This window comes from Labrys methylaminiphilus subsp. lupini (assembly GCF_051161885.1).
Taxonomy (GTDB): Bacteria; Pseudomonadota; Alphaproteobacteria; order Rhizobiales; family Labraceae; genus Labrys.
The window spans coordinates 1248858-1273542 of record NZ_JBMDIH010000002.1; the positions used below are offsets into that span (position 1 = coordinate 1248858).

At 61.6% G+C, this 24685-nt stretch carries 20 protein-coding genes; 13 read left to right on the forward strand and 7 right to left on the reverse strand.

Annotation, left to right across the window (positions count from 1 at the left end; all coding sequences use genetic code 11):
* The first annotated feature begins 271 nt into the window (after positions 1 to 271).
* Positions 272 to 1177: a LysR family transcriptional regulator gene (locus tag ACN6KF_RS31415; protein ID WP_434960803.1), complete on the forward strand. Its 906-nt coding sequence runs from the start codon at positions 272 to 274 to the stop codon at positions 1175 to 1177.
* Positions 1178 to 1228: 51 nt separating this feature from the next.
* On the opposite strand, the gene capA is transcribed toward ACN6KF_RS31415, so the two are convergent.
* Complete coding sequence (capA, locus tag ACN6KF_RS31420) at positions 1229 to 3307, reverse strand: caprolactamase subunit alpha (protein ID WP_434960804.1); 2079 nt, start codon at positions 3305 to 3307, stop codon at positions 1229 to 1231.
* A gap of 11 nt (positions 3308 to 3318) precedes the next feature.
* The gene (gene capB / locus ACN6KF_RS31425) at positions 3319 to 5073 is read right to left on the reverse strand and encodes a caprolactamase subunit beta (RefSeq protein WP_434960805.1); all 1755 of its coding nucleotides are present in this window, start codon (positions 5071 to 5073) and stop codon (positions 3319 to 3321) included.
* 360 nt (positions 5074 to 5433) lie between these two features.
* Here capB and ACN6KF_RS31430 point away from each other — a divergent pair, with 360 nt between their 5' ends.
* Both ACN6KF_RS31430 and ACN6KF_RS31435 read left to right on the forward strand, forming a co-directional pair.
* Positions 5434 to 6429: an AraC-like ligand-binding domain-containing protein gene (locus ACN6KF_RS31430; protein WP_434960806.1), complete on the forward strand. Its 996-nt coding sequence runs from the start codon at positions 5434 to 5436 to the stop codon at positions 6427 to 6429.
* 232 nt (positions 6430 to 6661) lie between these two features.
* Positions 6662 to 6856, forward strand: a complete 195-nt coding sequence (locus ACN6KF_RS31435) for a hypothetical protein (protein WP_434960807.1) — start codon at positions 6662 to 6664, stop codon at positions 6854 to 6856.
* Between the two features lie 75 nt (positions 6857 to 6931).
* On the opposite strand, the gene fhuF is transcribed toward ACN6KF_RS31435, so the two are convergent.
* Genes fhuF through ACN6KF_RS31450 form a run of 3 tightly spaced genes read right to left on the reverse strand, consistent with a single transcriptional unit; the run spans position 6932 to position 11015 of the window.
* Positions 6932 to 7675, reverse strand: a complete 744-nt coding sequence (gene fhuF, locus ACN6KF_RS31440; RefSeq protein ID WP_434960808.1) for a siderophore-iron reductase FhuF — start codon at positions 7673 to 7675, stop codon at positions 6932 to 6934.
* Positions 7672 to 8919 (reverse strand): MFS transporter, encoded by a 1248-nt coding sequence (locus ACN6KF_RS31445; protein WP_434960809.1) that lies wholly within the window; start codon positions 8917 to 8919, stop codon positions 7672 to 7674. The genes fhuF and ACN6KF_RS31445 overlap by 4 nt, the downstream gene beginning before the upstream one ends.
* 35 nt (positions 8920 to 8954) lie before the next feature.
* Positions 8955 to 11015 (reverse strand): TonB-dependent siderophore receptor, encoded by a 2061-nt coding sequence (locus ACN6KF_RS31450; RefSeq protein WP_434960810.1) that lies wholly within the window; start codon positions 11013 to 11015, stop codon positions 8955 to 8957.
* Positions 11016 to 11908: 893 nt separating this feature from the next.
* Between ACN6KF_RS31450 and ACN6KF_RS31455 the strand changes: the two genes are divergently transcribed.
* The 7 genes from ACN6KF_RS31455 (at position 11909) to ACN6KF_RS31485 (ending at position 20259) form a co-directional block, all read left to right on the forward strand.
* On the forward strand, positions 11909 to 13540 hold the full coding sequence (locus ACN6KF_RS31455) for a methyl-accepting chemotaxis protein (RefSeq protein WP_434960811.1): 1632 nt from the start codon (positions 11909 to 11911) through the stop codon (positions 13538 to 13540).
* An 88-nt stretch (positions 13541 to 13628) separates the two neighbouring features.
* Complete coding sequence (locus ACN6KF_RS31460) at positions 13629 to 14048, forward strand: chemotaxis protein CheW (protein ID WP_434960812.1); 420 nt, start codon at positions 13629 to 13631, stop codon at positions 14046 to 14048.
* Complete coding sequence (locus tag ACN6KF_RS31465) at positions 14045 to 15286, forward strand: CheR family methyltransferase (protein ID WP_434960813.1); 1242 nt, start codon at positions 14045 to 14047, stop codon at positions 15284 to 15286. The genes ACN6KF_RS31460 and ACN6KF_RS31465 overlap by 4 nt, the downstream gene beginning before the upstream one ends.
* Positions 15283 to 15963, forward strand: coding sequence for a chemotaxis protein CheW (locus tag ACN6KF_RS31470; protein WP_434960814.1), 681 nt, complete (start codon positions 15283 to 15285; stop codon positions 15961 to 15963). Before ACN6KF_RS31465 ends, ACN6KF_RS31470 begins: the two co-directional genes overlap by 4 nt.
* Positions 15960 to 18209, forward strand: coding sequence for a hybrid sensor histidine kinase/response regulator (locus ACN6KF_RS31475; RefSeq protein ID WP_434960815.1), 2250 nt, complete (start codon positions 15960 to 15962; stop codon positions 18207 to 18209). Before ACN6KF_RS31470 ends, ACN6KF_RS31475 begins: the two co-directional genes overlap by 4 nt.
* Positions 18206 to 19234 carry a chemotaxis response regulator protein-glutamate methylesterase gene (gene cheB, locus ACN6KF_RS31480; RefSeq protein ID WP_434960816.1) on the forward strand — a complete coding sequence of 343 codons (1029 nt, stop codon included), beginning with the start codon at positions 18206 to 18208 and terminating at the stop codon, positions 19232 to 19234. Before ACN6KF_RS31475 ends, cheB begins: the two co-directional genes overlap by 4 nt.
* Complete coding sequence (locus ACN6KF_RS31485; protein ID WP_434960817.1) at positions 19231 to 20259, forward strand: diguanylate cyclase domain-containing protein; 1029 nt, start codon at positions 19231 to 19233, stop codon at positions 20257 to 20259. The genes cheB and ACN6KF_RS31485 overlap by 4 nt, the downstream gene beginning before the upstream one ends.
* Positions 20260 to 20388: 129 nt before the next feature.
* Here ACN6KF_RS31485 and ACN6KF_RS31490 read toward each other — a convergent pair whose 3' ends face one another.
* Positions 20389 to 21018, reverse strand: a complete 630-nt coding sequence (locus ACN6KF_RS31490; RefSeq protein ID WP_434960818.1) for a TetR/AcrR family transcriptional regulator — start codon at positions 21016 to 21018, stop codon at positions 20389 to 20391.
* 441 nt (positions 21019 to 21459) lie between these two features.
* On the opposite strand from ACN6KF_RS31490, the gene ACN6KF_RS31495 reads away from it, so the two are divergent.
* Both ACN6KF_RS31495 and ACN6KF_RS31500 read left to right on the forward strand, forming a co-directional pair.
* A complete protein-coding gene (locus ACN6KF_RS31495; RefSeq protein WP_434960819.1) occupies positions 21460 to 22071 on the forward strand; it encodes a response regulator transcription factor in 612 nt (203 codons plus the stop codon).
* A gap of 224 nt (positions 22072 to 22295) precedes the next feature.
* Positions 22296 to 22559, forward strand: a complete 264-nt coding sequence (locus ACN6KF_RS31500) for a hypothetical protein (protein WP_434960820.1) — start codon at positions 22296 to 22298, stop codon at positions 22557 to 22559.
* A 116-nt stretch (positions 22560 to 22675) separates the two neighbouring features.
* On the opposite strand, the gene ACN6KF_RS31505 is transcribed toward ACN6KF_RS31500, so the two are convergent.
* Positions 22676 to 23086 (reverse strand): hypothetical protein, encoded by a 411-nt coding sequence (locus tag ACN6KF_RS31505; RefSeq protein ID WP_434960821.1) that lies wholly within the window; start codon positions 23084 to 23086, stop codon positions 22676 to 22678.
* Positions 23087 to 23419: 333 nt separating this feature from the next.
* Between ACN6KF_RS31505 and ACN6KF_RS31510 the strand changes: the two genes are divergently transcribed.
* Positions 23420 to 24679 (forward strand): flavin-dependent oxidoreductase, encoded by a 1260-nt coding sequence (locus tag ACN6KF_RS31510; RefSeq protein ID WP_434960822.1) that lies wholly within the window; start codon positions 23420 to 23422, stop codon positions 24677 to 24679.
* The last annotated feature ends 6 nt before the right edge of the window (positions 24680 to 24685 follow it).

Genomic DNA, 24685 nt, shown 5'->3' on the forward strand with positions numbered 1-24685 from the left:
CCTCTGTAATTAGTCCTGCGCCGGCATCGCCGCCGGTCTTGCTCTGACGTTACGGCGAGACGGATAGATTGAAAAATTCTATAATCAGATGCTTGTTATCTGATTTTCAGAAATAGGAGATTTCCTGACTTCGCTTGAATTTCCCTCATATTGGGTCAATTTTCCGGAGATAAGCCAGAAAGTATGAGATTCGGTGGAGTTCTGGTCGGCCATCTATCGATTTTATAAATATTGATGTAGAGGTCGATCTGAAACGCGAAGGGAGTTGTTCATGCCGGTCAGTCTGCGCCAGATCCGCTATTTCGTGGCGACAGCCGAGCATGGGCAGGTGTCCCAGGCCGCGGGCGAACTCGGCATCTCGCAATCGGCGATCACCACCGCCATCAAGGAGCTGGAGCAGATCGTCGGCGTCGAACTGTTCACCCGCTCCACCCAGGGCATGGACATGACGCCGGCGGGCCGCCAGTTCCTGTTTCACGCCTATGAAATCCTGAACAAGGTCGAGGAGGCCACCAGCCTTCTCCTGCCCGCCAATGATTTTGCCGGCCGGCTGACGGTGGCGGCCACCTACACGGTCATCGGCTATTTCCTGCCCACCCATCTCGGCCGACTGCGACGGGCCTGGCCCAATCTCGACATCCAGCTTTTCGAGCTCAACCGCGAAGCGATCGAGGACGGGTTGCTGGCCAATCGCTACGACATGGCGGTGCTGCTGACCTCCAACGTGATCAATCCCGATCTCACCACCGAGACGCTGATGAGCTCGCGCCGGCGGCTGTGGGTGCCGGCCCGCCACCGGCTGCTGGCGCAGGGCGCCGTCAGCCTCAAGGAGATCGCAGAAGAGCCCTATATCATGCTGACCGTGGACGAAGCTGCCCATACGGCGCTGCGCTATTGGAGCCTGTCCTCCTTCCGGCCGAACGTGACGCTGCGGACTTCCTCGGTCGAGGCGGTACGTTCGCTGGTGGCGGACGGGCAGGGGGTGGCGATCCTGTCGGACATGGTGCTCAGGCCCTGGTCGCTGGAGGGCAAGCGCATCGAGACGATCGTGCCGACCGAGCCGATCCCCTCGATGGATGTCGGCCTGGCCTGGCGGCGGGACGCGGTGTTCACGCCCGCCATGGAAGCCTTCCGCTCCTATTTCCGCCAGGCCTTCTTCCTGCCGCCCAATCGCTAGCGACAACAGCCCCGCGAGCGAAAGGAGAGCAGGAAAGGCAGGCATTGCCGGTCAATCCTTGCGGGTCAGCAGATAGCTGCCGCTTTCATGCAGGCTTGCGGTCCAGCCCGGCTCGATGACGATGGTGGTGGTGACCTCCTCGATGATGGCAGGCCCTGCAACTGACACGCCCACGCCCAGCTTCGAGCCGTCATAGACAGGTGTAGACGTCGCGTCGCCCGATCTGTGGAAGATCGCGGGCCGTCGGTCTTTCAGGGCTTGTTCCAGGCTACCGGTGCTGTCGAGGCGGGGAGGCCTGGGTTTTTCGATCAACCCGAAGAGGGTAGATTCGATATTCACCACCTCGACCGGGTTGTGCCGCTCACAATAGGTGTAGAGTTCTTCGTGACGGGCATGGAAGGCTTCCTTGACCCGGTCGATCGTGGTGTCGTCGATCCTGAAATTATCGATGTCGACCGTGCATTCATGCACCTGGCCGACATAGCGCATTTCGAGGCTGCGCTTGATGGCGATGCGGTCGGCAGCAAAGCCGTCTGCCTCCAGATGGCGGACACCCTGGGCCTCGATCTCGGCGAAGAGTACGTCGATCTTCTCGCAGGCGCCGGCATTGTCCAGGCGCAAAGGAGCGGTTGCCATATAGTTGTATTTGACGTCCGAGATGATCTGCCCGAAGGCGCACAGGCCGGAGGCGAGCTTGGGCAGGATGATGGTATCGATGCCCATCTCGCGCGCCAGAGCGGTGATGTGGGCGGCGGTGGCGCCGCCGGCCCCGACCAGGACGAAGTCGCGCGGATCATAACCACGCTCGACCGACACGCGCCGGATGCCGTTGACCATGCCGCTGTTTACGATCGTGAACATGCCATATGCAGCCTGTTCGACGCTGATGCCGAGCGGCCCGGCGATCCTGGCGATGGCCTCGCGAGCTCGTCCGACGTCGAGAGGCAGCTTGCCGCCGAGCAGCCCCTCGGGATTGAGATAGCCGAGCACGAGATTGGCATCGGAGGTCGTGGGATCGGTTCCTCCGTGCCCATAGCAGGCCGGGCCGGGCTCGGAGCCCGCTGATTGCGGACCGACCTGCAGCAGGCCCAGGCTGTCGATCCAGCCGATCGAGCCGCCGCCGGCACCGAGCGTCTCGACCTGGATCATGGGAACGCCGACGCGGTAGCGCAGGAAGTCGACGTTCTTGTTCAGGTTGGTCTGGCCGTTGCGGGTGAGCGTGATGTCGAAGGAGGTGCCGCCCATGTCGACGGTGATGACATTCTCCTTGCCGAACGGGGCGCCGACATAGAGGCCGGCCTGCGGCGCGGAGGCGGGGCCGGAATTGATGGCGTAGACGGAGCGATCGGTCATCACCTGCCCGACGGCCAGGCCGCCATTCGACTGGAAGTAACGCACGGGCTGCTTGGCACCGAGATCGCGGAAATAGCGGTCGACGGCGGTGACGTAGCGCCGCATCACCGGAGCGAGATAGGCATTGGTCACCGCGGTGGAGGTGCGGGTATATTCACGGATCTGCGGATAGAGTTCGCTGCCAACGGTGAGGATCACGTCGGGCATCATCTCCCGCACGATCTCGGCGGCGCGGCGCTCATGCCCAGGATTGAGCACGGACCACACGAAGGAGATCGCTACCGTCTCCACTTTCTCAGCGAGGAACAGGCGGCAGGCCTGCCGCACGTCCTCTTCCTGTATCGCGGTGCGGACGGAGCCATCCGATAGCACGCGCTCGCGCACGCCGCGCCTGAGATAGCGCGGCACCAGCATGGTGGCCGCCGGATATTCGGGGTCGTAGCGAAAGCCGTCTTCCTTATGGCCGTTGCGGATCTCGATGGAATCCTCATGGCCCGCCGTGCAAATCAGCCCGGTCTTGCCGCCCCGATGGGTGATCAGGGCATTGAGGCCGACCGTGGTGCCGTTGATGCAGAGGTCGCAGTCGGACACGATGGCCGAAGGCGTCGTGCCGAAATTCTCGGCGATCTGCTTCAGGCCGTTCTCGATCGCCCTGGTTGGATCGGATGGCGTGGAAAGTGCCTTGAACAGTTTGACGTCGCCGCTGGTGCGATTGGCGATGACGAAATCGGTGAAGGTGCCCCCGGCGTCGATGCCGAGACGATAAGCGTGTTCCATGATGATTTCTTTCAGGCCGCCCGGAGCCGTTGGGTTTCGGCGAGGTCGACTTCCAATGTTTCGGCATTCGTGATGGACACGCCGTAGTCGGCGCGAGCGCCCTCGATGGAGACGAGTTTGTTGCGCACATCCCAGACCACCTTGTCGACAGGACGCTCGAACGGGTTGCCATAGCCGCCGCCACCGGGGTTGAGATTGGTGATGGTCTGGCCGGGCTTGATGGTCTCGATGATGTTCTTGCGCTCGACCGTGACCTCGCCGCCGCGCCGGAGCTCGACGCGGCCGACTTTCTTGTCGATCAGGGCAGACTTGGCGCCGGCCGCGCCCATGGCTGGAATGCGTCGTCCTTCGCCAAAGCCGATGCACAGCATGTCGCCGTTCAGCGGCTCGACCTCCCAGGCCGTGCCGGAGCCGCCGCGGAACTTCCCGGCGCCGCCTGAATCGGTCATCAGCGCGTAGCGGTGAATGATGATGGGATAGGAATATTCCAGAAGCTCGACGTCACCCGACGTGAGGGCGCCAAAGCAGCATTCCGGACCCACTGCATGCCAGCCGTCCTGCTGGGGCGTGGCGCCACCGCCCGAGATGATGGTGGCAAGCACCATGGTCACGAACTCCTCGCCGTTGCGGCCGTCCTTGCCGGCGATGTTGAGCCCGTTGGCATGTCCCCAGGAGGCCGCGACCTTGGAAGGCATCGCCTTCTCGAAGGCGAGCCGAACCGCATCCGTCAGCGTTTCCATCGGCGTGGTGGTGCAGTTCATGTGGGGCGCGGGCTCCTGCGCGTTACACAGCGTGCCCTTCGGCCCGAAATCGACGCTCACGCAACGATAGAGTCCCTCATTGTAGGGCGGGGGCAAAGCGGCGAACATCATCAGGCCGAGATAGACGCCCGAATGGGAGTTGCCCTCATAGGAATTGATGAAATAGGGCACCTGGGGCGGGCTGGAGATGACGATGTGACAGGCGTCGCCGGTGATGGTGACCTTGGCGCCGATCTCGAAGTCGCCGAAGCCGTGCCCGGCATCCTCGAGGATGGCCTTGCCCTCATAGGTGCCATCTGGAACGCTCGCTATCAGCGAGCGCATATGGCGGTCGGCCATGTCGAGCAGCGTGTCGATGCAGGCATCGACCGTCGGCTTGCCATATTTGTCGAGGAGGGCGATCAGGCGTCGTTCGCCGACCTGGCAGGCACCGATCAGGGCGCGGAAATCGCCCTCCTGGTCGCGCCGTGCCCGCATGTTCGAGAAGATCAGGTTGAGCACGTCCTCGCGTGGCTTACCGCGGTCCCAGATCTTCACCGGCGGGATACGCAGGCATTCGGCGTAGATCTCGGTGGCGTTTGGGTTGTAGCCGGCCGGAACCGGGCCGCCGATATCGGTGAGGTGTCCCTTGCAGACGGTCCAGTAGACCAGCTCGCCGTGGTAGAACACCGGCTTGTACATGCAAGTATCGATGGCGTGGCTGCCGCCGAAGACGGGATCGTTGTGCAGGAAGAGATCGCCTTCATGAATGTCGTCACCGAAGAATTTGGCGACGGCCTTCATGGCCGGGATCAGGGAGCCGAGATGGATGGGAATATCCTGGCCCTGGAGGATCATTTCCGGACGGGCATTGAAGAGCGCGGTCGAATAATCGTGGGCCAGGTTGAAGACGGAGGAACGCGCCGTCTTTTCCAGGGCCAGCGTCATCTCGCGCTGGGTGGTCTCCAGCACCCCACGCACCACCGATAGTGTGATCGGATCAACTTTTTCTCGCTCTATCGACATCCATCCTCCCCAGAGCAAAGTGCGTTCAGACGTGAACGCTTGTTTGCTCTCACTCTTTGGTTCCAAGCCAATCCTACGGATTGGCTGGAGCGTCTTTGCGATTCTTGGCGATGCCGCCAAAATCGCAAAACCCTCCGGCCAGCCGCAAGCAAGGCGGGAGAAGTCTGTCCCCCACGATCCCCTGCAGCGGCGTCTCGCGCACCGTTGTTTCCATCAGCCAATCAGGTTTGCCGGCGGCCGTCTTTGCAGGGAGCGAGCAATGGTTTGACGCTGAGTGCACAATCGGCCGGATGGCCGGACCGCGCGATTGCCATCCTCGCCTCTCGCGCCTAGTCTCGATAACCGTTCTGTGGAGCTGTCATGAAGACTTCCGTCACCACGAGCGCGACCCGCACCATGGATCGGAGCCGGCACTGGCACCAGGCCATTGCCGGGGCCTATTTCCCGCTCGACCTGACGTTCCGCCATCCGGATCATTTCTTCGGTGACCTCACCATCTGGCAGTTCGGCGACGTATCGATCTCTCGGCTCTCTTCGGACGGGCTGCAATATCTGCGCCTGCCGCATCATTTTCGCAGTGCCCGCAAGGAAGAGTTCCTGGTGACGGTGCCGACCCGTTCCCAGGTTTCTTTCTCCCAATGCGGCAGCGAAGTGCGCTGTTCGCCCGGCGGCTTCTTCCTCGAGCGCAGCCACGAGCCCTATGAGTTCAGCCACGCCGATCCCGCCGATCTCTGGGTGCTGAAGGTGGCCTCGCAACCACTGTCGGAGCGTATCCGCAGTCCGGACAGGCTGTGTTCGCTGCAGTTCGACGCGGCCAATGGAGCGGGCGGCCTGTTTGCGGACATGCTGCACCTCCTGCCGCAGCGCTTCGAGGCGCTGGACGAGGAGGCCCGCACTGCCGTGGGGCGCCAGCTCATCGATCTCCTGGTGCTGGCGGTCAAGGCGGATGATCGTATCCTGACATCGGGCAGCTCGACGGTGCGCGAGGCGCATCTTGCCCGGATCGAGGCCTATATCCGAGCCCACCTCAACGATTGGCGCCTCGATCCCGACATGATCGCGCGGGCCTGCGGGGTTTCCATCCGTTATCTGCACGACCTGTTCCGCGACACCGACCAGACGGTGGCGGGTTGGATCCGCGATCAGAGGCTGGCGGCCTGCCGCACGGCCCTCGAAAATCCCGCCAATAGCCAAACGGCCGCCGAGATAGCCTATCAGTGGGGATTCACGGACCAGGCCCAGTTCTCCAGGAGCTTCAGGGCCCGTTTCGGCGTGCCACCCGGAGAATATCGCCGGCTGAACCGACGTGCCGGCACGTCGGGGGCGCCTGCGCCGGACATGTCCGGCACCGCTTAAATCGACATCCGGCCGCCTGCACCAGGCGTGCCGCTCTGCCAGAAACACTCGATCCGATTTCTGCCCCCTTGCGGGTTTATAAGCATGGCTCCGCCTGTTCTTCCGACGTTGAACACAGGAGGCCGCCGTGCCGATCAACCGGACTTTAGCGGATGGCTTGGTTTTCGTATTCCTGGCGTCCGCGACCGCTCTGCTCCTGGACCAACCGAGCGATGCAGAGGCAACTGCCGCCATGCGCGCAATACCCGCGCTGGCCGCCAAGCAGCAACAGACTGCCCATATCAATACTTGTGTGCCCGCCGTCGGTCGCCCGGGCGTGACGTGCACCGCCACGGTGAAGGACACGCCCCAGGCACAAGCGAGCCCAGTCCGTATCTATTTCGCCCGAGGTCCGGACAGTGCCTGGATCACCGAGATCCTGCACTGAACCTTGAGCACTGTGCCGGAGCGTGGAATTTCTTTTCAGAAAAAAGAAGCGATAACAATATGATACAAAGTTTGCTTAAATGAGAATATCTACTTTTTGCTTCCGACTTATCTGCGGCAGCGGGCATAGGCTGCCGCAATCCTCCACGCCCGGCAGAAGATAGCGCAGGCAACAGACTTTCCGCCGGCGCACGGGTTGTCCCTGTTCCAGGGGATAGCGAACCGCCCCGCAAATCGGATTGGGACGACCATCGCCGCCACTGCGCTGCTGCAGCAAAGCGCGGCCTTCCTCCAAGGCGACCGGGCCGGGAACGCCAACGTCCAGCACCTGCTGCAATGTCCACTCGAAAATCGCAGCAGCATTGGTCCACAGCAAACGTTTGGACACGCCAAATCGTGCCCCGAAATTGTGGATCAGCGGTTCGACATGCCCTTCGAAAAGGCGCGAGAAGCGTTTGGTGGCATCGCCGGGATGCGGCCTGCCCTCATCCGGGATGACCAGCGCGGCAGTGCGCCCGCTTTCATGCGGAACGATGCCGATCGCATCCAGATCCACGGGCAGTTCCCGGTTGAGCAGCAAGGTTGCGGCCGTTGCCGGGATGACCAGCGCCCCGAAATGCCATTGCGTCCACATCGAGACAAGCGCCTGGCGGTCGGCACCGGGATAGGTGTCGGCAAAGCGTGACATCAGATCCTCGGCCACGCCTTTTTCGAGAAGGCTGCGACCGGCAATCAGGCGTCCATGCACGCCCGGCAGCGCCACGCTCTCCTTGTACCAATGGAGATTTCCAGCAAAACAGGGCGCGAGGGATGCAATCATCGACCGTACGGAACTCCGGCCAGCGCCTCTACCGGATCCTTCCAGGCACCGGACCGCACGGCGACGCGATGGCTGAGCATGGCGGCGATCGGCGCGGCAGCCAGAGCGAGAAATGCCGCCATGCCGAAATAGGGCCCATAGCCCCAATGCTGGGCGATCCAGCCCGAACCCATGCCACCCGCCATGCTCACCAGCGCGTCCATGCATTGCAGCAGCGTGAAGTCGATGCCGGCCTGGCGGGGATCGGAGACCACCATGAACTGGGCATAGAGTGCGACGAAGCCGAGAGCCATAATGCCGGACGAGCTTGCCAGTGCGAGGATGAGCAGGAGGGGTTGGCCGATCCCGCCCTTCCAGGCGGCGAAGGCCAAGCCCGACAGCGCCATGGCCTGCAGGACGAGCGCCAGTGCCAATACGGTCCGCGCGCTCCACAACCGCACGAGGGCACCTCCGATCAGGGCACAGATGAAACCGACGGCCATGCCGCCGACGCCGTTGACGATGCCCAGCGAGGTGAGGTCGAGGCCGCTGTCGATCAGGAAGGGGCCGAGCATGCTGACGCCCCACTTCTGGGCGATGACGTTGACCGCTGCCAAAGCCAGGCCCAGATGCATGTCCTTGCGCCGCAACGCCTGGCGCAGAGAGGGCCGATGGTCGCGCCCGGGAGAGGGCGGAGCCGGCGAGGCCACGAAGAGCAGGCCGAGCACGATCAGCAGGCCTGCCATGGCAAAGCAGGAGACGCCCCAACCATACTGGGCAACCAGCACCAGAAAGAGCCCCGATCCGATCGCCGACCCCAGATAGGCGCCGCCGACCTGCGCCGCATTGCCCCAGCCATGATAGCGCTCGGACAGGGTTTCCACCGCATGCCCGTCACAGGCGATGTCGCTGGTGGAGGTGGCGAAGGCAATCAGCAGCAGCACGGCGAGCAGGGGCATGAAACTGGTCGGCCCGATCAGCCCGGTCAGGATGAGGCCGACGGCCGATATCAGGCCGCCGACCAGGACGATCGAGCGTGAACGGCTATGGCCGGTGGCCGGCAGCCTGTAGCGTTCCACTGCCGGCGCCCACAGGAATTTGAAGGCCCAGGGCAGCACCGCCAGATAGAGCAGGCCGATCTGGTCGAGCGGCAGGTTTCGCTCCCGCAGCACGCTCGGCAAGGCAATGAAGGTCAAGCCGCCGATGATGCTCTGGCCGACATAGAGCCCGCCCACGCCGAGCACGATGGCGAGTGGAGAGGACAAAGCGTACCTGGTCGACGTGACGGGCTCGATACTGCTCACCAGCGGTAGCGCAGGCTGGCAATGACCTTGCGTCCCTCGTCGAAATAGCAATAGCCGACCGTGCAGATCTGCTTGACCTCGTTGAGCAGATTGGTGGCGCTGACCTGCACGCGCATGCCGGCGAGTTTTGGATTGAGGTTTTCGAGGTCATAGCGGATCGAGGCGTCGACGAAGGTGCGCGGCTTGTTTTCGAGTATTGCGCGATTGAGATTGTCGCCCAGGCTCGAGCCGACATAGCGCACGCCGCCGCCAATGCCGAGGCCGGTGGCCGGCCCCTCCTGGAAGGTATAATCGAGCCAGAGCGAGGCCATGTGATAGGGCACGCTCGACAGACGGTTGCCCTCGGTGTCGGGAGTGAGCTTGAGGATGCGGGCATCGTTGTAGGAATAGGAAGCCTGGACGCTGAGCCCGTTGGTCAGCGAGGCCACGCCCTCGATCTCGACACCGCGCGAGCGCACGTCGAGCTGGACCTGCTTGTTGAGACCGTCGATGACTTCATAGACCACCGCATTGTTCTGGCGCATGTCGAAGACGGCGGCGCGCAGCGACGCGTTCATGTTGGGAATGTCGTATTTGACGCCGATTTCGGTCTGTTCGCCGGTGGTGGGCACGGCGACGCCGCCATTGAGCACCGTACCCGGATTGGGCGTGAAGGAGGTGCCATACGCGACATAGGGGGCGAGGCCGAAATCGGTGACATAGCTCAAGGCCGCCCGTCCGGTGAACTTGGTGTCGCGGCTCTTGCTTTGCGTCATGCCGCTGCCGACCGTGCCCTTGCTGAAGCGGCTATAGAGCCAGTCGTGCCGGCCGCCGAGCGTCAGGCGCCAGTTCTGCCACTTGACCTGGTCCTGGACATAGATGCCGGTCATCGCCAGCGTCTGCTTCGACTGGGTGGTCAGCGGAGGGTCGACACCAAGGGGCGCGCCGCCATAGCCTTCTGCCGAACGGTAATGCAGATAGCTGGTGTCCAGACCCGTCACGAGCGTGTGTTCGAGCGGACCTGTGGCAAAGTGGCTTTCCAGGCTGGTATCGCTGGCAAAGCCGGCCGTGCTCTCGCGGGTCAGGCCAGGGCCGAAATAGTAATATTCCTGATTGGTGCCAAGTTGCGAATAGCGTGCGTTCTGGCGCAGGATCAGGGCATCGCTGAACTTGTGCTCGAACTCGTAGCCGATGCGCCCCTGCTGCTGGCGAAAGTCGTTGTAGCGGCGATCGCCGGCGAATACTTTGGTGGCGCCAACCGACTTGTCGGTGACGTTGCCCTGGCTATCGACATAGGGCGCGTAGCGGTTGAGGTAGACCTGAGTGCCGCCAACGGTGGAATCCATATATTCGCCAAGCAGCGTGAGCTTGGTGGCATCGTTGGGCTTCCAGGTTATCGCCGGTGCGATGAAGACGCGGTCGTCCCGGCCGGCGCTCAGATCGGCCTTGGCATTGCGGACGACGCCGGTCAGCCGATAGAATACAGTCTTCTCGGCATTGAGAGGTCCCGACAGGTCGAAATTGCCCTGGAGCCGACCGAAGGAACCTGTCTGCAATTCGATCTCGCGGAAAGGCGTCTCGGTCGGGCGCTTGGAGATGATGTCGACGATGCCGCCCGTGCTGCTGGCACCATAGATGGAAGCGGCCGGGCCACGCAGGATGGAAATCGCTTCCACCCCATAAGGTTCGAGCCTGAACAGGCCGTTCGGGCTGTTGAGTTGCCGCAGTCCGTCGCGGAACACGCCGGTATTGGTCATGTCGATGCCGCGGACCATGAAACCGTCATACCGGGAATCGAAGCCATACATGCCCACGACGGCACCGGGGGTGTAGGCGATCGCCTCGAGCAAATTCTGTGGCTTGCGCTCTTCGAGCTGGGGCTGCGTCACGGTGGAGACGGATTGCGGCACTTCCAGCAAAGGAGTGTCGGTCTTGGTGGGGCTCCGACCGGAGGTCGCGACATAACCGGTGGTTGCGATCACGCCCGCTACTCCGCCGCGGTCCTTGCCCTCCACCACCACCGGATCGAGTTCGATCGTCGCGGCGCCGCTGGATTGCGCATGGGCGGCACCAGACATCAGAACAAGCGATGCGGACGCCAGAAGGGCGGATTCAAGTTTCACAGGCCGAGAGCTTTCTTCAAGAAAAAGTCAGACCCGCCTAACAATATCCTCCAGCTCAAGTCAACGAGTACATATTTGAATCATTCAAAATTGGCACTTTATAATACGGTAATTTAAATATTTAAAAATATATAGATAATTATAAGATTTTTCGTAAATTTATACTTACATTTATGCTTGAAAATCCAAACTATAAAAACAAAAATATATCTTATCGATTGCCAGTGACACTGCGGCAGGAAGTCAAGAGCGCCGCCTCGAATCGTGGATCGCCACAGGCAGCCGCTGCGCTCGAACATGGCGATGGGATGATGCCTGCTCCAGGTAGGGCAGGGGCCTCGCCAGATCGGCAGGGTCTCGTGACCACGGGATTGGCCTGTACCGCGGCCGCTGAAACGGGGGCTTCGCCCAGGCTGCCGGCACCCGCAAGGCATGCACGGATGTGCCTCCTTCATAAAAGCATGTTCTGGGAGTAAGTCCTTCATTATGAAGAGATTAATGTTTGGTTGGCATATCTGGTTGCATAAGCGCGTCGGCTAGAATCAAAGCTCCGAAGGGGTCGCCTTGATCCGATCGTGTGGTTTGTCGGAGCCGATGGTCGCAGGAATGCGACGGGGAAGCCCGTCGATCCGAATGAGCATGTCGCGAAGGATTTCGGGTGGGGGATGAATCATATATGGCCTCAGCGCCAGTGTCCATCAGTCCGGCGTGCTTCCATTTGCGGAACCTGGCCTTACTCGTCATGGATTTCGATATAGCTTTCCCTACGGATTTTGTCGTACGGTCGTGTCATATTACCATGCTCGACGTGCTGATCGTTGCAAGACTGAAATGACGTGGCAGCTTCCATGAAACAAGTAACCATCCGCGCGCGTATAATGCTGAGTTTCGGCATTATCCTTCTGGTCGTTCTAGCCATCGGGCTGTTTGCCTATTGGCAGCTCAAGTCGATCGATGACCATGTCACCAGTCTCAAGTCCGACTCCGTTGCCGGGCTACGACAGGCAGCTTTCGTCAAGGATGGACTTTTTGCCGACTATCTTGCCTTCGTCATGTCACGCGAGGCTGCGGCCAAGGCCCCGACCGACGATCAGCTTGCCGACGGCAGAACCAAGATGGAGCAACTTTTCAGGGGCTATGAGGAAACGATCGTTGCCGACGCCGATCGGCAGCTTTTCTCGCGCTTCAAGGACTCGGTCGCTTCCTATCAGAGCCTGAAGGAAGGCTTTCTCAAGCAGGCGGCGGCGCGCAACGGCACGCCTGGGAACGGGGAGGCGAATGCATCGGCCGCTTCAGGTGTCGATGCGGCTTTCAACACGGCCTTCAAGAACCTCACCGATGTAATAGCGTTCAACCAGCAACGCGCCTTTGCCTTGCCCGATATCGTCGGCAATGAAATCCTCTCTTTGCTGAGCGCCATGATAGTGGCCTTCGCATTTGCCCTGGTGATTGCCGCCTTTGCAGGCTTTTCGCTGCTGCGCGCCATCACCAAGCCCCTGCTGCAGTTGAAGACGCTGATGAACACCATGCGCAAGGGCGACTTTACCCAGCGCATGCAGATCGTTCGGCAGGACGAATTGGGCGACCTCGGCGAAGGCTACAACCGCATGGCCGACGAAGTGATGGAACTCGTCGGCCAGGTCCAGCGCTCGGGTATCCGCGTCAGCACGTCGATGACCGAGATTGCGGCGACGTCCAAACAGCAGCAGGCAACGGCCTCGGAAGTCGCCGCCACCACAACGGAGATCGGTGCGACCTCCCGCGAGATCGCAGCAACCTCCAAGGAGTTGGTCAGGACCATGTCCGATGTCGTGACGGTGTCCGAGCACACCGCCAGTCTGGCATCGGGAGGCAAGGTCGAGCTGGCCCATATGGAGGACACCATGAACCAGGTGATGGGCGCTGCCAGCTCCATCACCGCCAAGCTTGCCGTGCTGAACGAAAAAGCCAGCGACATCAACCAGGTCGTCACGGCGATCACCAAAGTTGCCGATCAGACCAATCTCTTGTCGCTCAATGCCGCGATCGAGGCAGAAAAGGCCGGCGAATATGGAGGCGGCTTTGCCGTGGTGTCTTCGGAAATTCGCCGTCTGGCCGACCAGACGGCCGTCGCCACCTACGACATCGAGCAGATGGTCAAGGAGATCCAGTCCGCCGTGTCGGCCAGCGTCATGGGCATGGACAAGTTCTCGGAGGAAGTGCGACGCGGCCTGCATGACGTTCATGAGATCGGAGCCAAACTTTCCGAGATCATCACGCAAGTGCAGGCGCTTACGCCCCGCTATGAATCCGTCAGCGAAGGCATGCAGGCGCAGGCGACGGGGGCCGAGCAGATCAGCGAGGCGCTCATACAGCTGACCGAAGCGACGCAGCAGACGGTGGAATCCCTGCGCCAGTCCAGCTCGGCGATCGACGAACTCAATCACGTCGCCAGCAATCTCAGCGGAAGCATCGCACGCTTCAAGCTCGAGATGGCCTGACGCGCAAGGGCGCATGGAAACAAGGGACTGGGGCTGCAGTGCGATTTCGCCAGAACGCGCTTTTCTCCAGGATATGGCGGAACTCAGAATGCTCTTCCTCTATTTCCGGATCGGCGATGAGGGCTTTGCGATGACGATCGATCCGATCGTCGAGGTCATGCCGTTGACGGAATTGAAGAAGGTGCGTCAGGCGCCCGAGGGGGTCGCCGGCTCCTTCGAATATCGCGGCCGTTATGTACCGGTCATCGATCTGTGTACCCTCGAGCTTGGCCGGCCGGCGCGCCGGCGCCTGAGCACGCGCATCATCGTCATACGCCATCCGCAGGACGATACCGTCCTGCTGGGTCTGATCGCGGAAAATGCCACGGAGATGCTCCGGCTGGATCCGGCCGAATTCGCACCTTTCGCGCCCGGCCCGCATGGCCTGGTTCAGCGTGTTCAACTGGAAGGCCTGCTCCCTGCTGCGCTTCTCACCGCCGTTCGCAGCCAGCCGGTGGCCAGCCAATGAGCGACCCGCGCTTCGAGCAATTCCTTGGGCGCGTCATCGGGCTGAATGCTGCCTCCATCGGCCCGTCGGCGATCGAGCGTGCGGTGGTGGCGCGGTACAAGGCGTGCAAGCTCGACGGCGCCCAGGCCTATTGGGAACTGCTGCAAAATTCCGAAGAAGAAGTGCAGGAGTTGATCGAGGCGGTCATCGTCCCCGAGACCTGGTTCTTTCGCGCTCCCCAGGCTTTCGTTGCCTTGGCGCGGCTGGTGACGCGCGGAACGTTCCAAGCCGATGCTTCTCACCCATTGCGCCTCCTCAGCCTGCCTTGCTCGAGCGGGGAGGAGCCTTATACGATCGCCATGGCGCTGCTCGATGCGGGCTTGACCGTCGATCAATTCCGTATCGACGCCATCGATCTCAGCGCTCGTTCGCTCGCCCTTGCCAGGCAGGGCGTCTATGGCCGCAACTCGTTTCGGGGGGAGAACCTGGCTTTCCGCGACCGCTATTTCGAAGCAACCAAGGACGGATACAGGCTTCGAGACGCCGTCCGCAGCCCTGTCCAGTTCAGCCTGGGCAATATCGTGGCGCCGCATTTCTATGCCGACCCGGCGAGCTATGATTTCGTTTTTTGCCGCAACCTGCTGATCTATTTCGATGCGGCGACGCAAAGGCAGGCGGTCGCCGTGATCCGACGCCTGCTCGCACCCCATGGGATCGCCTTTGTCGGCCATTCGGAGGCCGGGCTGATGGGGGCCAACGGCTTCACCTCGACCAAGATTCCGATGGCGTTCGCCTTCCACAAGGAAAGCGCCCGCCCAAGCACCACCAAGGCCAGACCCACGCCGTCGGCAATCGCGACCCGGCCACGGCGAGAGCCGCCGCCACTGCCGAAATCGAGGCCTTTCGCTCCCGCTCCCCCTCGACGCGAGGAGAAGCGGGAAACAGCGCTGCCAAACCTTGACGAACTGCGCCGGCTGGCCGATCGGGGCCGGCTGGAGGAGGCTGCGCGTGGATGCGAAGCGTTGATCCGTCAGGATGGCGCAACTCCCGACGCCCTGGCACTGCTGGGCTTGATCAGCGACGCCTCCGGCGATCTGGGCACGGCAGAGCGCTATTACCGTAAGGCCCTCTATCTGGATCCCGCCAATACCGAGGCGCTCGGCCATCTCGCCCTCCTGCTCAGGAAACAGGGCGATCATGGCGGCGCCAGACTGCTCGACGAGCGCTTGCGACGCCTGGACGAACGGAGAGTGCGATGACGAGCCTGGCTTCCGACGTTCCCGCCGCAGCGTCGCCCTTCGAGATCGACAATTGTTGGCAGCGGATCGGCGTGCGCGGCGACAAATCATGCCCGGAACTCCGGCGCCATGCGCATTGCCACAATTGTGAGGTGTTTTCACGCGCGGCCTCTCGATTGCTCGATCGTGACGTTCCCCGAGGAGAGATCACCGCTGCCCTTCCGCCAGCGGGGGCGGGCGCGATCGCGCGTTCGTCCAATACCCAATCGGTACTGGTCTTCCGGTTGGGCAGCGAGTGGTTTGCCTTGCCCACGCTGGTCCTGGACGAGGTGACCGGCCTGCGCTCCATCCATTCACTGCCGCACCGGCGCAATCCTGCGCTGCTGGGTCTGGTCAATGTGCGCGGCGAATTGGTGATCTGCGTCTCGATCGCCCAGGTCCTCATCGGCGGCGAGCAGCATTCGCCGCAGGGCCGGCTGATCGTCGCCCACCATGCCGGTTCCCGCTTTGCGTTTCCCGTCGACGAGGTCCAGTACACCCATCTCTATGTGGAAGCGGAGCTGAAGCCTGTGCCGGCCACCGTGGCCCAGTCGAGTTCGGGTTTCACCCGAGGCCTGCTGTCTTGGCGCGACAGAAATGTCGGCCGGCTCGATGAGCATGCGTTGTTCGAGACCCTCGGCAGGGGGCTGGCACGATGACACAGGATCTCAGCCAATTCTCGATGCGCGACCTGTTTCGCATCGAAGCGGAAGGACAGGCCGAGGCGATGACGACGGCCTTGTTGGCGCTCGACAAGGATCCGGCACGAGCCGACCAGATCGAGGCCTGCATGCGAGCCGCTCACTCTCTCAAGGGGGCTGCCCGCATCGTCGAGATCCATGCCGCCGTGACGATCGCGCATGCGATGGAAGATCTTTTCGTTCTGGCCCAACAGCGCGGCGCCCGGCTGGATCACGGTCGGATCGACGTACTCCTGCGCGGCGTGGATCTGCTTCTGACTTTCGCCAGATCGCCGGATCTCGAAAGCGGTTCGCGCGACGAGGCCTGGCAGGCCGAAGCCGATCAGTTCGTCCTGGAACTCAGCCAGCCTCAAGCCGAAGCTGCGGAGATGCCGGCGCCGGTGCCGAAGCCGACGCCCGAGCCCACCCCTCTGCCCCTACCAGTGGCGGAGGAGACGACCTCAGCCTCCGGATCGACCGACCGGGCCCTACGAGTCAGTGCCGAAAATCTCAACCGGCTCCTCGATCTCGCTGGTGAATCACTGGTGGAATCGCGATGGCTGGGACCTTTCGGTCAGTCGCTGCAACGCCTCAAGCGTCTCCAGCTCGAGGCGGCGAGTGCATTGGAGTCGCTGCGCGCTGTCTTGCCGGTCCACGCCCTGGATGAACGGGCGCAATCGGCCCTCGACAAGGCCCAGCAACGCCTTCTGGAATGCCGGCAGCATCTGTCGCAGCGACTGGGAGAACTGGAAGCCACCGACCATCAGGCCACCACGCTCGCCCACCGGCTCTACGATCAAGCGCTGGCGATACGCATGCGTCCCTTCTCCGACGGCATCGCGGCCTATCCGCGCATGGTGCGCGACATTGCGCGCGAACTCGACAAGAAGGTGCGGCTGGAGATCGTCGGCGAGCGCACGCTGGTGGATCGTGACATTCTGGACAGGCTCGATGCTCCGCTTGGTCATCTCCTGCGCAACGCCCTTGATCACGGTATTGAAAGCCCCGACGAAAGGGTTGCCGCCGGCAAGGCCAACGAAGGCGTGGTCCGTCTGGAAGCATCGCACCGCGCGGGCACGTTGCAGATCACCGTCTCGGACGATGGACGCGGTATCGATCTCGAACAGATCCGCCAAACCGTGATTGCACGAAACCTTGCCAGCTCGGACACGGCGAACAGGCTCAGCGCCCATGAATTGCTCGAATTCCTGTTCCTGCCCGGCTTCTCCATGAAGGGAAAGGTCACCGTTATTTCCGGCCGGGGCGTAGGGCTGGATGTCGTGCAGGAGATGATCCGCCAAGTTCGCGGCCTGGTGCGAGTAACGTCCGAGCTCGGCGAAGGTACACGCTTCAAGCTGGAGCTGCCGCTCACGCTCTCGGTGGTCCGTTCGCTGATCGTGGAAATCGGCGGGGAGCCCTACGCCTTTCCCTTCGCCCATATCGTGCGCGCCATCAAGATCGCCGGCGATCAGGTCCAGACCCTGGAAGGGCGCCAGCATTTCAACCTCGATGGGCAGCTGGTCGGCCTGGTCGCGGCACATCAGGTGCTGGGTTGTCCGCCGGCTGATGATCCCAACGGCGAATTGCGCATCGTCGTGGTCGGCAGCCCCGGTGCCATGTACGGACTGGTGGTCGAGCGCTTCCTCGGCGGTCGCGAGCTGGTGGTGCAGCCGCTCGACCCGCGCCTCGGCAAGATCAAGGATATCAGTGCGGCTGCCTTGATGGAGGACGGCTCGCCACTCCTGATCATCGACGTCGAGGACATCATCCGTTCCATGGAAAAACTCTCCTCCGCTGATCAGCTTGCTCAGATTGGCCGAAAGAAGGCCGGCAGGCAGGAGGAAAGGCGCAAGCGCGTGCTCGTCGTCGACGATTCCCTCACCGTGCGCGAGCTGCAGCGCAAACTGCTCGACCATCGCGGCTACGAGGTCGAAGTGGCCGTCGACGGCATGGATGGCTGGAACGCCTTGCGCAATGGCCGTTTCGATCTCCTGATCAGCGATATCGACATGCCGCGCATCGACGGGATCGAACTGGTCCACCGCATCCGGCAGGACGCCGATCTCAAATCGCTGCCGGTGATGATCGTGTCCTACAAAGATCGAGCGGAGGATCGCCAGCGTGGCCTGGACGCTGGGGCGGATTATTATCTTACCAAAGGCAGTTTCCAGGATGATACTCTGATCAACGCAGTGGTGGATCTGATTGGCGAGGCTGGGGTATGAGGATCGCGATCGTCAATGATTTGCCGCTGGCGGTGGAAGCAATGCGCCGGGTACTTGCCATGGCACCCCAGCATCAGCTTGCCTGGGTCGCCGCCGATGGCGTGCAGGCAGTGGAGTTGTGCAGCCGGGACCGGCCCGATCTCGTGCTGATGGACCTGATCATGCCGCGCATGGACGGTATCGAAGCCACCCGTCGGATCATGGCGCAGTCGCCCTGCGCCATCCTGATCGTGACAGCTGATGTCGAGACCAATGCGGCACGCGTTTTTGCCGCCATGGGGGAGGGCGCTCTCGATGCGGTCGACACGCCACTTCTAGGCTCGCGCGAGACGCGTTGGGGGGCACGCCCCCTCCTGGCAAAGATCGACGTGATCGCTAATCTGGTCACCGACGGCAATCCCAGGCAAAGGTCTGCCGATATGGCACGACCACAGACCCAGCAACTCATCGCGATCGGCGCATCGGCCGGCGGTCCCACCGCATTGGCCACGGTGTTGAAAAGCCTGCCCGGTAATTGTGCTGCCGGCATCGTGATCGTTCAGCATGTCGATGCCCGCTTTGCGCCCGGCCTTGCCAACTGGCTCAGCCAGCATTCCACTCTTCCGGTCCAGCTCGCGAGCGAGGGGGATCGCGCTTTGCCGGGACAGGTTCTGGTCGCCGGCACCGACAATCATCTGGTTTTCAAGGCCGGCGGGCAATTGGGCTATACGCCCAATCCGGTCGATCAGGTTTATCGTCCGTCCGTGGACGTTTTTTTCGACAGCGTGGTACGCCTATGGAAAGGTCCGGTGACCGGCGTCCTGCTGACCGGCATGGGATCGGATGGAGCGCGCGGCCTGAAAGCGCTCCGTGAACTTGGACATCACACTATCGCGCAGGACCAGGCTACAAGTGCGGTCTATGGCATGCCCAAGGCGGCAGCCGCCCTGGGTGCCGCGACGGACATTCTGCCGCTGGACAGAATCGCCTCGCGTCTGACCGAACTGCTCGGCTCCCCGCGCCTGAGAAGAGGAACTGCCCCATGAGCCAGCCAGCAGACGTCAAATCTCACGGCGCCGCCTCCCTCGACACCATCCATCAGTCGGTCATGGTCCTTCTGGTCGATGATCAGATCATGGTCGGCGAGGCCATCCGGCGCGCGCTGATCGATGAGATCGAGATCGAATTGCATTATTGCTCCAATCCGCTGGAGGCCCTTGCCATCGCCAAGCGGGTGAAGCCCACCGTGATCCTGCAGGATCTGGTGATGCCCAATATGAATGGCCTGACCCTGGTCCGCCAATATCGTGCCGACCCCGCCACCAAGGCCATTCCCGTCATCGTGCTCTCGACGGAGGAGGAGGCGGCTGTCAAGAGCGAAGCTTTTCGGATCGGCGCCAATGACTATCTCGTCAAGCTGCCCGACCGGATCGAGCTGATTGCGCGCATCCGCTACCATTCGGCGGCCTATCTGACCCAGATCCAACGCGACGAAGCCTATCGTGCCTTGCGTCGAAGCCAGCAGGAGTTGATGGAGACCAATCTCGAGTTGCAGCGCCTGACCAATGCTGACGGCCTGACGGGCCTCAGCAACCGGCGCTATTTCGATCAATATCTTGATACCGAGTGGCGCCAGGCCATACGCGCGAAAGAGCCGATCTCGTTGTTGATCATCGATGTCGATCACTTCAAGCAATATAACGACACCTATGGCCACCTTGCCGGTGACGAGGTGTTGAAAACGGTGGCGACAGCGGTGAGGGGCACCTTCCATCGCCCCAAGGACCTGGCAGTACGCCTGGGGGGTGAGGAATTCGCCGTGGTGCTGCCGCAAACCCAGGCGGGCGATCTTGCCTTTCTTGCAGATAAGGTGGTGCAGGCCATCGAGGCGCTAGGGCTGCCGCACGCGGCCTCTCCGATCGCCGACAAGGTCACCATCAGCGTTGGCGGCGCAACCCACGTTCCCGCCAGCGACGACCGGCCCGAAAAATTGATCGAGGCGGCCGACAAGGCGATGTATGAAGCCAAGAGATCCGGCCGCAATCGCGCTACCACGGCGGCGGGCCTGTAGGCCGTTTTGCGACCTCGTTGAGTCACGCAGAATCGCAAAGACGCGTTTAAACAAGGACTTCGGCCAAGAAAGCGCTCTGTCGTGACCACGCCTTGCCATCGGCAAAGTGTGCTCTCTCGCAAAGAGATACTAATGACCGGGGCATTTGCGCGCCAGGGCCTGCAGGCCGGCGAGGGCGAATGTTTCCAGCGCGCATGACATCGGTTCGATCTCCCGTTCGCGCTCTGCCAGGCTCGGGGCGATGGATTCCAGCACACCGCGCTCCACCGTAGCCAGGACCATGAAGGGTGCGTTGAGCGCCAGTTCGGCCCTACCGATGTCGGGATGGTCCAGCGGACGATCTAGCATGCGGGCAAGCAGGTCACGCAGCCAATGAACCTGGGGCGCCAGAAAATCCTCGTCCACAATCAACGTGGAGACTGTGGGCGTCACCATCTCGCGCGTGACCAACCTGATCTGCCATGAGCGTTCGGCCGGCGACAGCAATCGCCGGGCCATCAGGCCATAATAGGCCTTGAGCTGATCCAGGGGCTCGGCGTGTTCCAGAATGGCCGCGAATGCCTCGGGCGGAATGACGACCTCGCGCCGTGCCTCTGACACCGCCGCTTCATAGAGCGGGCGGATACCACCGAAATAATAGTTCACCGCCGCTGTGTTGACGCCGGCCAGATCGCAAATTTCCCGGCTCGTCGCCGCATGATAGCCCTTGTCGGCAAAGACCCGTCCGGCCGTTTCGATCAGGTTTTGGCGCGTCTTCACGCCACGCTCCTGGCTGTCTGGCGAAACACGACGGGCATGCAGGGGTCTGGGCATGAAGCTTGAACACTGTCTCTTGAGAAGTAACTTTTTACCCACGAGCTTTAAAATGTCAATTTCATATTCGGATTTGACATTGCGGTGCCGTTCGAGCAACCTCACGTTCTGCTGAGGCAATGGCTGTGCGCAAAGGCACATGCGGTCTCCGTTGAGCCTGCACCAACCCGCTGGAACCGCGCTATGCCCTTATCTTCGTCGGCGCCTCGCAAGCCAACCGCTCCGGTCGCCGACGAGCAGCACGCCGTTCCCGCGCCGATACCGCAACATACTGCGGGGCAACTCCCGCTCGATCACAGCGTGCCCGTTCCAGCCGTGCAGATATATCGGGATACCAGCGCACATGTCGTTGTCATCTGCGCCAATGCCTTGACCCGGACCTGCCTCATGCATTGCCTGACAGGCTCTGAAACCGGGTTGGTGGTGGAGGGTTACGCCGACGTCGAAGAGTGGGGCAGGCGGGGGCAGGGCGCCTCCATCGCATTGCTGTGCGTCACCGGTACACGGGAGACGACAATCGCCGTCGAGCGAGTGGTGAGGCGCGTTCTTGCCGTCACGCCCGGTGTGCGGGTTGTGGTGATTTCCGACATGAAATCGGCAAGCGACGTTTCGAAGGCTCTGGAGCAGGGTGCCAGTGGCTTCATCGCCATGGATTCCAATGTCGATGTCGCCATCGCCGCCATTCGCCTCGTCCGCAGCGGCGGTGTGTTCGTGCCCTCCCACAGCGTGATGCAGTCTCGAACCGAGACCATGCCTTTGCCAAGTGGTGGGGGATCCTTGCGGGATCGGGTGACCGCAAAGCAGCTCGAGGTCGTCGGCCTGATCCGCAGGGGGCTGCCGAACAAGCTGATTGCTGCTGAACTCGAGATGAGCGAGTTCACGGTGAAAGTGCATGTCAGGAACATCATGAAGCGTCTCAATGCGCGCAACAGAACAGAGGTTGTGGCCTTGACCAATGCCTATTTTACGCGCGACTACGCGATGGATGATGGCATCTGAAACACGACCCTGCGGGTAGGGACGGCGGAACATCTTCACCAGATCGGGCGTTAGCCGAATTGGCCACCAAATCGCGCTCCGTCAGAACCGAATATTCTATAACCTATTGTTATTAATAGTTTTTTGACCAGGAACACGCCACGTCTCTGCAAAGAGCGGGGAATGCCATCTCGGCCCTCCGCAACAGGCCGGTGGGCATGGTTGTGATTCGAGGAGCATCGAGCATGACGCATCCACTTTTCAGCCTGTTGCGAACGCTGGATCAGCAGCAGCTTTGGTATGTGCTGGACCGACTGACGCCCGACTCGATCACCCTGACGGTGACGGCCGCCGACAGTCGGTTCGAGATCGACATCTACGAGAATGGGCGTGTCGAATATACGCATTCCCCGACAGGCGGCGAGACTGATCGGGCCAGCCAGGCATTGGAGGGGACCCTCAAGCTGCTGGCCATCGCCGCACGCAGAGTCGCCCGGCCGGATCCGTAGACTTGAAGCATTTTTCTCCATGGCATCATACTTAATCTAAATGTTAAGAAAATATCTATAATATATTGATATTGCTTAATATTTATAGATATTAATCCATTTATCAGCAGTTCTCTCTAGAAGAACTGGCTGAGGAACACCGCCGCCTCGTCCGTGATGCCGATGATCTTGTTCGTCGCTTGCCGATAGAATTTGAAATTGAGCTCCGTGCCGGGCTGGCCGTCCTGCCAATTGCTGAGACGTTTGAGCTCGCGGCGCCCCAGTGGCCTCTGGGCAAGCGCGATGCGGCGCACGGCAATGCTCACACGCGGGGTCTGCCGAAGGGTGTCCTGTTTCTTGGCAACCGCCTCGGCAGAGGTCACGACGCCACGGGCGAAAAGACCCTGGCCCCCCTCATTTTCGCTCGCAAACAGGAAGATGATGTCGCCCTCAGCGATATGCTTGCCGCCATACATCGTCTTCTGTGCGGTGAAGCTGAGATTTTCCGCATCCAGGTCACGAATCTCGGCCTTGATCGCAAATGCCATGCTTCCACGCCTTGTCCTGACGCTCTGGGACCGCCCGTCCATGCTTCCCGGCCTGCGCAACAGTGAAACCTGTCCGGTTGCCGTGCGCAAGGCGGTCGGCGACACTGGCGGGAAGGGCGACGGCTTTCGAGCTGGCGTATCCGGTCGAATGTCGGAAAAGCGCGCACTGCTTCGTCCTTGAGGCAGGTAACGATAGGAGAGCAGGAGGAATCATGCCCGAATTCGTCACTGTGAAGGCGAACCGAGCCAACTGAGACGGCCAGCGATGGTCTTGGATCTTGGGATGATAGGTTTCCTCATGCCAAATATGCATTCTGAATACGGAGCAGGATCATGAAGGCACTGATTGCGGGAGCTGGCATCGGTGGGTTGACCGCAGCTTTGTTCCTTCATCGGGTGGGAGTAGACGTCGAGATTTTCGAGGGCGCAAAGGATGTGCGTGAACTGGGCGTCGGCATCAACATGTTGCCGCATGCCGTCGGCCTGTTGACGGAGCTGGGGCTGATCGAGGAACTCGATGCCGCGGGCATCCGGACGCGCGAATTGATCCATGCGAACCGGTTCGGGCAGGTGGTGTGGCGCGAGTTGCGCGGCATCGATGCAGGTCTCGCCGCACCTCAGTTCAGCATTCACAGAGGTAGGTTGCTCGGCCTGATCCATCGCGCCGTGATCGAGCGGATGGGCCCGGCGGTGATCCGCACCGGATGCCGCGTGAATGGTTTCGAGCAAAACAGTAATGCCGTCATCGTTCACCTGTCGGACAGCCTCGGCAGGCCGACGCAAGCTGTCGGTGACCTGCTCGTGGGGGCCGATGGCATTCATTCGGCCGTGCGTGCCGCACTCTATCCTGGAGAGGGCCAGCCGATCTGGAGCGGCATCATGCTCTGGCGTGGCGCCACCCCCTGGCCGAAATGGCAGGACGGTCGCACCATGGCGATCGCGGGCGGAAACTTTGCCAAATTCGTGTTCTATCCAATTGAAAAACATGAACAAAACTCAGAGACGCACCTCACCAATTGGGCGGTGATGGCACGAGCAGGCCAAGAGAGGGTTCAGAGCTTCTCCCTGGGAAACTGGAGCAGGCCCGGCGTGCTCGAAGAAGTCCTGCCATTCGTTCGCGACCGCTTCCACCTCGACTATGTCGATCCCGTCGCAATCATCAAAGCCACGGACGCGTTCTACGAATATCCCAACTGCGATCGCGAACCACTGCCGCGCTGGTCGTTCGGGCGCGTTACCTTGCTGGGGGATGCAGCCCATCCCATGTATCCGGTCGGTTCGAACGGCGCGAGTCAGGCCATTCTCGACGCCCGATCCCTGTCGGAGCACCTCCGCGCCGCGAATACGATCGAGGCGGCCCTGGCGGCTTATGACGCAGAGCGACGCCCCAGCACCGCCCAGATCGTCCTGGCCAATCGCAAGGGCGGTCCCGAAGGCGTGATCGATATGGTGGAAGCTCGGGCGCCCGACGGTTTTGCCGATATCGAGGCCGTTGCAACCTATGAGGAGCGAGAGCGTGTCGTGCGTGGCTACGCCTCATTGGCTGGATTTGGGCGTCAAGCGCAACCCGATCCGCCATTTCCCTCGACCTGAAATATC